Here is a 12,241-nt window from a genome sequence, read left to right on the forward strand (position 1 = left end):
ATTAATACCAGTTGAAGGTTAGCATAAATCTGGGATTTTGAAAGAAGATATAAAAGATCAACCCGATACAATCATACCGTGAAGTATCGATGTTGCCGATTGCGAGACGTTCGACTTAGTCCCAGCGCATCGGTGCGCTTTCGAGCCCGTGAAAGTGATAGGTATCGCCGTAGCGCGGTGGACGGGCGAACCGGATATCAGGCAGCCGTTCGAACAGCACCGACAGCGCCTCCTGCAGTTCGATCCGCGCCAGCGGTGCGCCGATGCAGAAGTGAATGCCGGCGCCGAACGTCACGTTGGCCTGGTCGGTGCGGCCCGGCCTGAAGGCGTCCGGCGCCTCGAACCGGCGTGGATCGCGATTGGCGGCGCCGAGCAGCAGGCCGATCCGGTCGCCCTTTTTCAGCGCGATGATCTGCCCCTCGACAGAAAGATCGATGTCCTCGAGCGCATAGCGGGTGAACATGTGCAGCGGCGCATCGTGCCGCAGGCATTCCTCGGCGGTTGCCGCGGTCGCTTCGGCATCGTCGAACAGCGCGGTCGGCTCGAGACCCGAACCGAGGATCGACGCCATCGCGTTGCCGATCTGATGGACGGTCGCCTCGTGGCCGGCATTGAGCAGCAGCACGACCGTCGAGATGAGTTCGTCCTCGCTCAGCGTCGTGCCGCCATCCTCGGCGGCGATCAGCGCCGACAGGAGATCGTCCGCCGGCACGTCACGCTTGGCGGCGATCTGTCCGCGCAGGAAGGCTGCGAAATCGCGTGCCGCTTCGTTGGCGGCGACCTGCTCGGACATCGGGGGATCGAGCACGTACATCTTCACGATTGCGTGCGACCAGGCGAGCAGTTGCGGACCGGCGGCGCGGTCGACGCCGAGCAGCGTGCAGATCGTCTCGAGCGGGATCGGCGTCGCATAGGCCGACAGCAGCTCGACCTCGCCATCGGCCGCGAACCCGTCGATGAGCCGGTGGCACAGCGCGTTGATCGCCGGCCGCAGCCGTTCGACCTGGCGCGCGACGAACGCCTTGGTGATCAGCCGCCGCAGCCTGGTGTGCGCAGGCGGCTCCAGTTCGAGCAGCGAATGGCGTTCGACCGCGTCGAAAGCGGCCAGATGCGTCGGCCGTTCGGGCCAGCCCAGCTCCTGCCGCGTCGCCACGTGCAGGATCTGCCGCCCGAACCGGCGGTCGCGCAGCAGCCGGTCGACCGCGTCGTAGCCCGCAAAGCACCAGTGGCCGTAATCATCCCAGAAGAATGCCGGGCTCTCCCTATGCGCCCGCCGATAGGCGGCATAGACGTCCTGGACGAAGGCCGGATCACGCGGGTCGAGGCAGACGCGATCGACCTGTCCTGTGCCCGCATCCGCCAATGCCGCAAACCTCCATCCGTTCGTCCCTGCCGCGCGCTCCATAGGTCCGATTTACCCTGACGCGCAAGCGTCGGCCCGTCCGCCCTTGCGAAGCCGGTGGCCAGCGCCCTATCTAGGGGGTCGCAAGTCCAGTGATTCCCGCTTTCCTGCCGCCGGTTCGCGCGGCGGTTCCCGATAGGTGAAAAATGCCAAGCCCCCTTGATACCGCGATGAATCTCGTCCCGATGGTCGTCGAACAGTCGAACCGTGGCGAGCGCGCCTACGACATCTTCTCGCGCCTGCTCAAGGAGCGGATCATCTTCATCACCGGTCCGATCGAGGACGGCATGGCTTCGCTCGTGTGCGCCCAGCTTCTGTGGCTGGAGGCCGACAACCCGAAAAAAGAGATCGCCATGTACATCAATTCGCCCGGCGGCGTCGTCTCGTCCGGGCTGGCGATCTACGACACGATGCAGTTCATCAAGCCTGCCGTGTCGACGCTTTGCATCGGCCAGGCCGCCTCGATGGGCTCGCTGCTGCTGACCGCCGGCGCCAAGGGCATGCGCTTCTGCGTCCCCAACTCCCGGGTCATGGTCCACCAGCCCTCGGGCGGGTATCAGGGCCAGGTGACCGATATTCTGATCCACGCCAAGGAGGTCGAGAGCCTCAAGCGGCGCCTCAACGAGATCTATGTCCACCATACCGGCCAGGATTACGACACAATCGACAAGGCGCTCGAGCGCGACAATTTCATGACCGCCGAGATGGCCAAGGAATTCGGGCTGATCGACAAGGTCATCTCGTCGCGCGAGGCGATGGAAGCCGAGGCCAAGGGCGACTAGGCCCATCGCGGATGTGGAGTGCGGCATGATTGCAACGCATTTCCGATTGCTCTTGCCGCAATGCGCGCTAGGCTGATGCCAGTGTTAAGGTCTTGTTGACAAAGGCCGCCTTAGCCTTCGATGATTCGAGGGGTCGGGTTTGTGTCTTTGCCGCGTATGTTTATTGTGTCCCCATGGGGTGGCGCAGGGCAGCTAGTGTACACCCCATGACCGCGAAAACGCCGGACGTGCCGGGCAGGGACCGGCCGCAATCCGGCGCAGGAAAGGATTGATCATGAGCAAGGTTTCATCGAGCGGAGGCGGCGGCGACGCCAAGAACACGCTCTATTGCTCATTCTGCGGCAAGAGCCAGCACGAGGTCCGCAAGCTGATCGCCGGACCGACCGTGTTCATCTGCGATGAATGCGTCGAACTGTGCATGGACATCATCCGCGAGGAAAACAAGTCGTCGATCTCCAAGTCGAAGGAGGGCGTGCCGACGCCGCAGGAGATCCTGGGTGTCCTCGACGACTATGTGATCGGCCAGGAACGCGCCAAGCGCATCCTGTCTGTCGCCGTGCACAACCACTACAAGCGCCTGGCCCACGCCGAAAAGAACGAGGACGTGGAACTGGCCAAGTCCAACATCCTGCTGATCGGCCCGACCGGCTGCGGCAAGACGCTGCTCGCCCAGACGCTTGCGCGCATCATCGACGTGCCGTTCACCATGGCCGACGCGACGACGCTCACCGAGGCGGGCTATGTCGGCGAGGATGTCGAGAACATCATCCTGAAGCTGCTGCAGGCGTCCGACTATAATGTCGAGCGCGCCCAGCGTGGCATCGTCTACATCGACGAGATCGACAAGATTTCGCGCAAGTCGGACAACCCGTCCATCACCCGCGACGTGTCGGGCGAGGGCGTCCAGCAGGCGCTCCTGAAGATCATGGAAGGCACGGTGGCCTCGGTGCCGCCGCAGGGCGGACGCAAGCACCCGCAGCAGGAGTTCCTGCAGGTCGACACGGCCAACATCCTGTTCATTTCGGGTGGCGCGTTTGCCGGCCTCGACCGGATCATCTCCGAGCGCGGCAGCAACACCTCGATCGGTTTTGCGGCCTCCGTTGAGGCCGCCGACGAGCGCAAGGCGGGCGAGTTGTTCCGCAAGGTCGAGCCCGAGGACCTGCTGCGTTTCGGCCTGATCCCGGAATTCGTCGGCCGCCTGCCGGTGCTCGCCACCCTCGAGGACCTCGACGAGGACGCGCTCGTCTCGATCCTGACCGCGCCCAAGAACGCGCTCGTCAAGCAGTACCAGCGCCTGTTCGAGATGGAGAATGTCGAACTGACGTTCCATGAGGACGCGCTGCGCGCGATCGCCCGCAAGGCGATCGAACGCAAGACCGGCGCGCGCGGACTGCGCTCGATCATGGAGACGATCCTGCTGGACACCATGTTCGAACTGCCGGCGCTCGAGGGCGTCCGCGAAGTCGTCATTTCCGACGAGGTGGTCACGGGCGGCGCCCGTCCGCTCTACATCTATTCGGACAAGGACGAAGAGGCCCAGGCCGCCGAGAGCGCCTGAGGCCAGTCGACCTTCCTTGCGGCCGGCGGTCCGACGACCGGCGGCCGTCGCGTGCGAAACTTCCGTGAATTGGCGTTGCCGGCGTATCGCGGCACCCTTCGTCGCGATTGCGCGAATCTGCCGATGGCGCGATGATGGTCCCGATGCGGCGCTCCGGTTGAAATGCCGGCCTTCCGGCTCCAGTTAACGGTGGACGCCACGTGCGTATCCAGTGCCGCCGGGACTTCGGTACGGCGGCCAATCGGCGCCAAGCCGCAAGCGGCCGAAAGGCCTTGAAAGGACGTAACGCATGACAGATGCAATCCAGGAAACGACAGCGGGCGGACAGGACGGGCTCTTTGCCGTGCTGCCGTTGCGCGACATCGTTGTCTTCCCGCACATGATCGTGCCGCTTTTCGTGGGACGCGACAAATCGATCCGCGCTCTCGAGGAAGTGATGGAGAACGACCGCCAGATCCTGCTGGCGACTCAGAAGGACGCTGCCGACGACGACCCGTCGACCGACGCGATCTACGCGACCGGCACGCTCGCCAACGTGCTGCAGCTCCTCAAGCTGCCCGACAACACGGTCAAGGTGCTCGTCGAGGGCGTCGAGCGCGTCGCGATCGACCGCTTCACAGACCGCACGGACTATCTTGAGGCCTATGCCAGCCCCGTCGAGATGCCGGCCGAGGACGAGATCGAGGTCGCCGCGCTCGCACGCTCGGTGGTCGCCCAGTTCGAAGACTATGTGAAGCTCAACAAGAAGATTTCGCCCGACGTCGTCAGCGCGGTCGCGCAGATCGATGATCATTCCAAGCTGGCCGACACAGTCGCCTCGCATCTCGCCGTCAAGATCGGCGACAAGCAGGCGCTGCTCGAGACGCTGCCCGTCAAGGAGCGGCTGGAGAAGGCGCTCGGCCACATGGAGGCCGAGATTTCGGTCCTGCAGGTCGAAAAGCGCATCCGCAGCCGTGTCAAGCGCCAGATGGAGAAGACGCAGCGCGAATATTATCTGAACGAGCAGATGAAGGCGATCCAGAAGGAGCTGGGCGACGGCGAGGACGGCCAGGGCGAACTGGCCGAGCTCGAAGAGCGCATCGCCAAGACCAAGCTCTCCAAGGAAGCGCGCGAAAAGACCGAGGCCGAGTTCAAGAAGCTCAAGCAGATGAGCCCGATGTCGGCCGAGGCCACCGTCGTGCGCAACTATCTCGACTGGATGCTGTCCATTCCGTGGAACAGGAAGTCGAAGGTCAAGTACGACCTGGACCTCGCCGAAGAGGTGCTCGACGCCGACCATTACGGCCTCGAGAAGGTCAAGGAGCGGATCGTCGAATATCTGGCCGTGCAGAAGCGCCAGAAGAAGCTGAAAGGCCCGATCCTGTGCCTCGTCGGCCCGCCCGGCGTCGGCAAGACCTCGCTCGCCAAGTCGATCGCCAAGGCCACCGGACGCGAATATGTCCGCATGGCGCTCGGCGGCGTTCGCGACGAGGCCGAAATCCGCGGCCACCGGCGTACCTATATCGGCTCGATGCCCGGCAAGATCATCCAGTCGATGAAGAAGGCCAAGAAGTCCAACCCGCTCTTCCTGCTCGACGAGATCGACAAGATGGGCATGGACTTCCGCGGTGATCCGTCCTCGGCGCTGCTCGAGGTGCTCGATCCGGAACAGAACAACACCTTCATGGACCACTATCTGGAGGTGGAGTACGACCTGTCGAACGTTATGTTCATCACCACGGCCAACACGCTCAACATCCCCGCGCCGCTGATGGACCGGATGGAGATCATCCGCATCGCCGGCTACACCGAGGACGAGAAGGTCGAGATCCTGAACCGGCACCTGATGCCCAAGGCGGTTCGCGACAATGCGCTCCAGCCCGGCGAGTTCGAGGTCACCGAAGGCGCGATCCGGCAGATCATCCGGCTCTACACGCGTGAGGCCGGCGTCCGGAACCTCGAGCGCGAGCTGATGAAGCTCGGCCGCAAGGTCGTCACCGAGATCCTTCGCTCCGACGTCAAGACGGTGAAGGTGACCGAGGACAATCTGGCCGACTATCTGGGCGTGCCGAAGTTCCGCTTCGGCGAGATCGACCAGGAAGACCAGGTCGGCGTGGTCACCGGGCTTGCCTGGACCGAGGTCGGTGGCGAATTGCTGACGATCGAGGGCGTCATGATGCCCGGCAAGGGCAAGATGACGGTCACGGGCAACCTCAAGGACGTCATGAAGGAGTCGATCTCGGCTGCCGCGTCCTACGTGCGTGCCCGGGCGATCGACTTCGGCATCGAGCCGCCGGTGTTCGACAAGCGCGACATCCACGTGCACGTGCCCGAGGGTGCGACGCCCAAGGACGGTCCCTCGGCGGGTATCGCCATGGCGACGGCCATCGTCTCCGTGCTGACCGGCATTCCGGTCCGCAAGGAAGTGGCCATGACCGGCGAGATCACGCTGCGCGGCCGCGTGCTGCCGATCGGCGGATTGAAGGAGAAGCTTCTGGCGGCGGTCCGGGGCGGCATCAAGAAGGTGCTGATCCCGCAGGACAACGCCAAGGACCTCGCCGACATCCCCGACAACGTCAAGAGCGCGCTGGACATCGTTCCGGTCAGCCATATCGGCGAAGTGCTCGAGCATGCCCTCGACCGGCAGCCCGAGCCGATCGAGTGGACCGAAGAGGACGAGAAGATGGCTGCGGCGATCGCTTCGTCCAGCGAACAGGTCCCAAGCGTCGCCCACTGAACGGTGGCCGCACATCGCCAATATTGATCAAGGCGCCGTTTCGACGGCGCCTTTTTCGTGTCTGGTTGCCTTTAATGGCGTGATTTCATGTTGAATTCTGTCGTTTACCGATCGTTTGACGCCTAAGGGCTTAGGAATCGCCCCAATTCCCGCTAGTGTCGCCCCACTGTGCACCGACCGCCGATTCGCGCCGGTGCCGGACAATTCCGACTGAGGGGAGTAAACCCATGAACAAGAATGAACTGGCCGCAGCGGTCGCCGAAAAGGCTGGCCTGGGCAAGGGCGATGCGGCATCGGCTGTCGACGCCGTCTTTGCGACGATCACCGAAACATTGAAGTCCGGCGGCGATGTGCGCGTGCTCGGCTTCGGCAATTTCGTCGTCCAGCAGCGCGCCGCCACGACCGGCCGCAATCCGATGACCGGCGCGGCCGTGGACATTCCGGCCAAGCGCGTGCCGAAATTCTCCGCCGGCAAGGCACTCAAGGACGCCGTGAACGGCTGACCTGCATGCCGGGGCGGCGTTCGCCGCTCCCGACAGGAACGGAGACGGCCCATGCGTTTCGGGCCGCTTCCACTTCGACCAGGGCGAAAATCGGCAGCGTGGGCTCTGGCGGGGCATGATCGCCAGTCACACCGAACGGCCGCAACAACCCGGCTCCGGAACCGACGGCGGCGGCTTGAGTGGAAATGCGGGGATCGTGCCTGCGTCTTCTGCATCGCAGGCATGGCGTTGAACTCACCGCCAGTGAGAAGGCGCAACGCCGTCGCCACACTTGGCCTGCGCAGGTGTCCCCCGGCGGGCGATTTCGGGGGACAAGCGCGTCGTCCACAGGTTCACCGAACCTGCCACGCGTTTCGCGGTGATCAGCTAAGTGCTTGAGGTCATTGGTGGGCGATGAGAGACTCGAACTCCCGACATCTTCGGTGTAAACGAAGCGCTCTACCAGCTGAGCTAATCGCCCTGGTCGACCGACCGCCCTCCGTCTAGTCGCCAACCTGTCTGCTTGCAAGCGGCTTTGATGCGGCCATCGAGACGGCCAGCGCGTGCCCCTTGCGGGCCGCGCGCGCGCCCGCCGGAATCGGCGTTCGCACCGCTTGACACCATCATGGGTTCCACTTAAGTGACCGGAACGCCGGCGCGCCCGGCGCCCAGCAAATGCGGGTGTAGCTCAGTTGGTTAGAGTGCCGGCCTGTCACGCCGGAGGTCGCGGGTTCGAGCCCCGTCACTCGCGCCATTTGCTGTAGGTTTTCAATACATTGGCAAGTCGTCTGCGGACCTGTCGCATCTCGGCGGGTACGGGCGGCTTGGGCGCTCAGTCCTCGTCGAAGAGGCCGGCTATGATCGGCAGCACGAAGTCGGGTTCGGCGTAATAGACCAGTTGTCCCGCCTCGGGGTGCTCGTGCAGCACCGCGCGACTGTGATAGCGGCGGGCGAAGGCCCGGACCGTCTCGATGCGCACCACCGGATCGTGCGCGCCATGAATCAGATGGATCGGCCTGTCGGTCCCGTCGATCAGGTGGGACCAGTCGCGCACCACATGGTAGCTGTCGATCTCGAAGGCGCGGTGGCCCTGCGCGATCGCATACCGATACCCGCCCGAGACGATGTTGAAAATCTCGCCGCGCGCGCAGGCCTGCTGGTCGGGCTGCGAGGCGACGTACAGCGCATCCATGAATTTCTTGGCGCCGCCATGATCGAGCTGCCGGATGCCGGCGCGCAGGAGGAAGGGCAGCGCGCTCGGCGTGTAGCGGGCGGTGTAGGCGACCATGCGCTGGCGCGGCGACATCACCTTGAACTGGTCGGCGCTGACGATCGGCAGCCCCCCGGCGACCGCGACGATCGCCGCCACCCGATCACCGAACCGTCCGGCAAGCGCATGCGCCGGGACCGCGCCGGCCATGTGGCCGACGACGACGAAACGGTCGAGGCCGAGCGTTTCGATCATGTCGTGCAGGTCGTCGGCGAACGCGGTCATCGCATGCTTGGTCGGCACGTGCGGCCCTTCGGCCGACCCGAAGAAGGGCCGCTCGGGCCCGATCAGCCTGAGCCCGTGCTCGTTGAGCAGGGCCTGGATCTGGTCGGTCACCTGCACGCCGTCGAGCATGCCGTGCAGGAAAACGACCGGCTTGCCGTCCTCCGGTCCGAACGTGTGATAGGGGATGGAACGGCCGCACGGCAGAACGTGAAAGCGAACGACCTCCGCGCCGATGCGGCGGCGGTTCACATTGGCCGGCATGTGCGCCGACAGCACCGTGCAGAGCCGCAGCAACTCGTTCTGCGAGTGCGTGTGCGTCTTCTTGAGGATCGACTTGAGCTGGGTCCGCACCGTGGCGACCGTCCGGCCCCGGATCTCGGCGATGTCGTTGAGATCGCGGCCCTCGACGAGCATGCCGGTGATCTCGGCCTCCGATGCCGACAGGCCGAACGCATCGCTGATCACCTTGCCGGCCTGGTCCGTCCACCGCACATCCGCCTGATCGAACATCAGTGTGCGGTTCTTCGGCTGGTCGCCCATCACGGTGACCAGCATGTGGATGCTGCGCTCCATCGTGCCGCTTTCGAAGGCGACGATGAACGGCCGCGGCTCCAGTTGCGGATCGGTCAGTTCGGAAAGCGCGTTCTCGATCAGTTGCGCGCCCTGTGCGCCGACCGGCAGGGCCGAGACCGCCATGCCCTTGGCGACCTTCAGATCGCGCGCGGCGATCCCGTTGAACCAGACGACGCGGCCTTCCGGATCGAGCATGAACTTCGGCTTGCCGGTGGCGAACACCTGCGATCCGCCCGGATGCTCCCGCTCGCGCCCCAGCGCTTCCAGAATCTGGAAGGAGGTCTCGAAATGCGGCATCGCCCCGCCGACCTCGATCAGGTCGTCGCCCTCGGGCTCCCGCTCCCGTTCGGCGCCAAGCTCCTCGACCGCCTTTTCGATGTGCTGCTGCCAGCGCGCCATCAGCGTGTCGTAGCTGTCCGGCGTCACCGCCGTGCGGTAGACCGCCTCGAGCAGCTCCGGTTCCGGTGCGATCTGTGGTGTGTTCTTGTCTGACATGACCAGTGTCGTCGCCGTTACGCCCGCCGCGCGAGCTTATCCATACACCATCTGGTGTAAAACGTCGCCCTTGCGGGTCCGCAACCTGCGTGGCGGCGACGCCTGGCGCCACCAAGGGCTGCCATTCGTCCGATGAACTTGTCACACCCGGCCGGCACAGTAAGGTTGCGATGAAGCGATTCGCGACGCGAAAGTTGATTCGTGACCGGTGGCAACGTCCATCTGAGGGGAATGGTCATTGAACGAGTGCCCGCCCGGGCCTGCGCCCGAAGCCGATCTTCGTGACCAGATGCGTCGGGCGCTGGTGGTTGTCGCGGCCATGGCCCTGCTTGTTGCGGTTCCGGTCGGCGCCGTGGCGCAGCCGATCGAACTCGTTCCCGGCGAGGCGGTCGAGACCGAGATCGAGGATGCCGAGCAGGAGCCGGAAATCCCGGCGCTCGAACTCGTCGACGAGTTGCGCGAGGCGCCCACGATCGAACCGGTCGATGTCAATGGCGGCGCCGGGGCAACCGCTGCCGACACCGAAGCCGAGGTGCGGACGCCGCAGCCAAGGACCGAACCCCGGCGGCGCGCGCGTCTCGCCGCACCGCCACCGCCGCCGCCGCCTTTCGTGATCCGCACGATCGAGGTCTCCCCGTCGGGCTATCTTCTGGCGTCGGAAATCGACGCGGTGGTCAGCGAACTGGTCGGAACGCGCATCGCGATCGCCGATCTCGCCACGGTGGCCGCGCGCTTCAACGCGCTCTACGATGCCCAGGGCATCGCCCTTGCCCAGGCGCTGATCGACCGGGTCGACCCGACCGCCGGTCTCATTGTCATCGAGCTGCTGGAAGCGCGCATCGGCGCGGTCGAGCCCAACGGTCGGCTCGCGCGTGACGAATACTACCGCAGCCGCATCGGCGTCGCGCCTGGCGATCTCGCCGACAACCGCGTCATCCAGGCCAACCTGCAGCGCTTTTCGGTGACCGACGGCATCATCGCCGATGCCCGTTTCGTGCCCGGCGCCGAGCGCGGACAGACCAATCTGGTCGTCGATTTCGCCGAGCCGCAGAAATACGTCTTCACCGCCAGCGCGGACACCTACGGCAATCCGGCGACCGGGCAGTACCGGGCTCGCTTCGGCTTCACCGACGCCTCCCTGACCGGCGTGCTCGATCCGCTGAGCCTGACGTTCACCATCTCCGAGGGGTCGCAGGCCCTCGGCGGCGCCTATGCCCGGCCGATCAATGCGCTGGGCACCCGCATCTTCACCTCGCTGGACGGCGAACGTTCGACGACGCTGGGTGCCACGCGCGTGCTCGCCCACTCGATCAATGGCGAGATCGGCGTCAACCATGCGTTCCTGACCGAACCGCAACTGCGAATTCTCGGTCGCGCGTCGGCGCTCGGCTTCTTCGACGAGAGCCTGCTGGCCGGCGTGCGCATCAACGACCAGATCGGCGGCGGCGTGCAGGCTGGCGTGACCATCGTCTACGAACAGCCGGGCTTTCTCGTTACCTACGACCAACTCGTGCGCCACGTCATATGGGACGACCGTGTCTTCGCGCAGACCGGTCTGGATACGACCTATCTGGCCGGCAGCGGCACGGTGATCGTGCGCCCCGTCGACCGGGTCGCGCTGTCGGTGCGCGGCGGCTGGCAGGCCGCATTCGGCGATCGCGCGCCCTCGGCCTACCGCACCACGATCGCTTCGCCCGAGATCGTGCGCGGCTACACGACGGGCCTTTCGGCCGGAGACGGCTACTACTGGATCAGGTCCCAGGTGGAAGCGGAGTTGCCGCTTGGCGAGGAGACCGACGTCGCCGTGCGGCCGTTCGCGTTTGCCGATTTCGGCCAGGCGTTCGATCAGGTGGCCGGCAGCCCGCTCGCCCAGGATCCGCTGGCCTCGGTCGGCGCCGGCGTGGCGGTGCAGATCGCCAATTGGGGTACAGGCGAGGTGTTCGTGTCCAAGCCGCTCGTCGATGCGAACGGTTTTGACGCGGACGATGCGGTGCGCGTGGACGGACGCGTGGCGCTGCGGTTCTAGCGGTTTCGAGCGAGATGACGGGAGATGGCTTCATGAGACGCGCACTTGTCACGACCGGCGCGGCGATCGTCGCGATGGCCGCAGCCGGCTTCGCCCACGCGCAGGACCAGACGCAGGATCGCGTCGTCAATGGCGAACGGTTCGGCGCGTGGACAGTCAATTGCGAGGCGCTGGCCGTCAACGAGACGGTCTGCGTGCTCAACCAGCGCCTGGTGCGCAGCGCCGACCGCGTCTTCCTCGCCGAGTTCCTCGCCTTCGACAATGCCGGCGAACCCGGCGCCTTCCTCGCCGCGCGCGTGCCGCTTGGGGTGCATTTCCCGTCGGGCTTTTCGATCCGGCCGGATCAGGAGAGCGAGGACGTGCTGGAACTGGCCTGGCAGTCCTGCGCCACCGATCTGTGCGAAGCGCTGATCCCGCTCGATGCCGAGCAGATCGAGGCGCTGTCGGCGGCCGACGGCGCGATCGCCGGCTACCGGCCGCGTTTCGGCGCCGACCCTCTGGTCTTCCGCGTCGATCTGACCGGCCTTGCCGATGGTCTCGCCGCGCTTGCCCGCGCCACCGGCAATGCCGACGCCGATGCGGGCGCAGAGGATGACGACACGGACGCCTCGGACGCTCAAACCGACCAGTGACCCGGCGCGCGGGCGCTTCCCGACAGCCGGTCGGGCGATACCTCAACTGGGGTAAAACCGCCTCCCATCGCGCCGAAACG

Annotated in this window: 8 protein-coding genes and 2 tRNA genes; 7 read left to right on the forward strand and 3 right to left on the reverse strand. The window is 65.3% G+C overall.

Going from position 1 to position 12,241, the window contains the following annotated elements; all coding sequences use genetic code 11:
- Window positions 1-115 precede the first annotated feature (115 nt).
- The gene (locus E0E05_RS07155; RefSeq protein WP_131616092.1) at window positions 116-1,405 is read right to left on the reverse strand and encodes a cytochrome P450; all 1,290 of its coding nucleotides are present in this window, start codon (window positions 1,403-1,405) and stop codon (window positions 116-118) included.
- Between the two features lie 143 nt (window positions 1,406-1,548).
- Here E0E05_RS07155 and E0E05_RS07160 point away from each other — a divergent pair, with 143 nt between their 5' ends.
- From E0E05_RS07160 to E0E05_RS07175, 4 genes are all read left to right on the forward strand, one after another.
- Window positions 1,549-2,184 carry an ATP-dependent Clp protease proteolytic subunit gene (locus E0E05_RS07160; protein WP_131616093.1) on the forward strand — a complete coding sequence of 212 codons (636 nt, stop codon included), beginning with the start codon at window positions 1,549-1,551 and terminating at the stop codon, window positions 2,182-2,184.
- Window positions 2,185-2,458: 274 nt separating this feature from the next.
- Entirely contained in the window at window positions 2,459-3,742 is a 1,284-nt protein-coding gene (gene clpX, locus E0E05_RS07165; protein WP_131616094.1) for an ATP-dependent Clp protease ATP-binding subunit ClpX, read from the forward strand.
- A gap of 289 nt (window positions 3,743-4,031) precedes the next feature.
- Window positions 4,032-6,458 (forward strand): endopeptidase La, encoded by a 2,427-nt coding sequence (gene lon / locus E0E05_RS07170; protein ID WP_131616095.1) that lies wholly within the window; start codon window positions 4,032-4,034, stop codon window positions 6,456-6,458.
- Window positions 6,459-6,685: 227 nt separating this feature from the next.
- Window positions 6,686-6,961 carry an HU family DNA-binding protein gene (locus tag E0E05_RS07175; RefSeq protein ID WP_131616096.1) on the forward strand — a complete coding sequence of 92 codons (276 nt, stop codon included), beginning with the start codon at window positions 6,686-6,688 and terminating at the stop codon, window positions 6,959-6,961.
- A gap of 384 nt (window positions 6,962-7,345) precedes the next feature.
- On the opposite strand, the gene E0E05_RS07180 is transcribed toward E0E05_RS07175, so the two are convergent.
- Window positions 7,346-7,421 (reverse strand) — tRNA-Val (locus tag E0E05_RS07180).
- Window positions 7,422-7,617: 196 nt separating this feature from the next.
- Here E0E05_RS07180 and E0E05_RS07185 point away from each other — a divergent pair.
- Window positions 7,618-7,694 (forward strand) — tRNA-Asp (locus tag E0E05_RS07185).
- 78 nt (window positions 7,695-7,772) lie between these two features.
- On the opposite strand, the gene E0E05_RS07190 is transcribed toward E0E05_RS07185, so the two are convergent.
- Window positions 7,773-9,503 (reverse strand): bifunctional helix-turn-helix transcriptional regulator/alpha/beta hydrolase, encoded by a 1,731-nt coding sequence (locus tag E0E05_RS07190; protein ID WP_131616097.1) that lies wholly within the window; start codon window positions 9,501-9,503, stop codon window positions 7,773-7,775.
- Window positions 9,504-9,822: 319 nt separating this feature from the next.
- Here E0E05_RS07190 and E0E05_RS07195 point away from each other — a divergent pair, with 319 nt between their 5' ends.
- Window positions 9,823-11,529 carry a POTRA domain-containing protein gene (locus tag E0E05_RS07195; RefSeq protein ID WP_158629295.1) on the forward strand — a complete coding sequence of 569 codons (1,707 nt, stop codon included), beginning with the start codon at window positions 9,823-9,825 and terminating at the stop codon, window positions 11,527-11,529.
- A 32-nt stretch (window positions 11,530-11,561) separates the two neighbouring features.
- On the forward strand, window positions 11,562-12,161 hold the full coding sequence (locus E0E05_RS07200; RefSeq protein WP_158629296.1) for an invasion associated locus B family protein: 600 nt from the start codon (window positions 11,562-11,564) through the stop codon (window positions 12,159-12,161).
- Window positions 12,162-12,241 lie beyond the last annotated feature (80 nt).

Source organism: Roseitalea porphyridii, from assembly GCF_004331955.1.
Taxonomy (GTDB): domain Bacteria; phylum Pseudomonadota; class Alphaproteobacteria; order Rhizobiales; family Rhizobiaceae; genus Roseitalea; species Roseitalea porphyridii.

Bases quoted from the DNA above. Each gene is read 5' to 3' on its own strand.
- clpX (WP_131616094.1), top strand. From the start codon at position 2,459: ATGAGCAAGGTTTCATCGAGCGGAGGCGGCGGCGACGCCAAGAACACG.
- E0E05_RS07190 (WP_131616097.1), bottom strand. From the start codon at position 9,503: ATGTCAGACAAGAACACACCACAGATCGCACCGGAACCGGAGCTGCTC.
- E0E05_RS07175 (WP_131616096.1), top strand. From the start codon at position 6,686: ATGAACAAGAATGAACTGGCCGCAGCGGTCGCCGAAAAGGCTGGCCTG.
- E0E05_RS07195 (WP_158629295.1), top strand. From the start codon at position 9,823: ATGGCCCTGCTTGTTGCGGTTCCGGTCGGCGCCGTGGCGCAGCCGATC.
- E0E05_RS07160 (WP_131616093.1), top strand. From the start codon at position 1,549: ATGCCAAGCCCCCTTGATACCGCGATGAATCTCGTCCCGATGGTCGTC.
- E0E05_RS07200 (WP_158629296.1), top strand. From the start codon at position 11,562: ATGAGACGCGCACTTGTCACGACCGGCGCGGCGATCGTCGCGATGGCC.
- lon (WP_131616095.1), top strand. From the start codon at position 4,032: ATGACAGATGCAATCCAGGAAACGACAGCGGGCGGACAGGACGGGCTC.
- E0E05_RS07155 (WP_131616092.1), bottom strand. From the start codon at position 1,405: ATGGAGCGCGCGGCAGGGACGAACGGATGGAGGTTTGCGGCATTGGCG.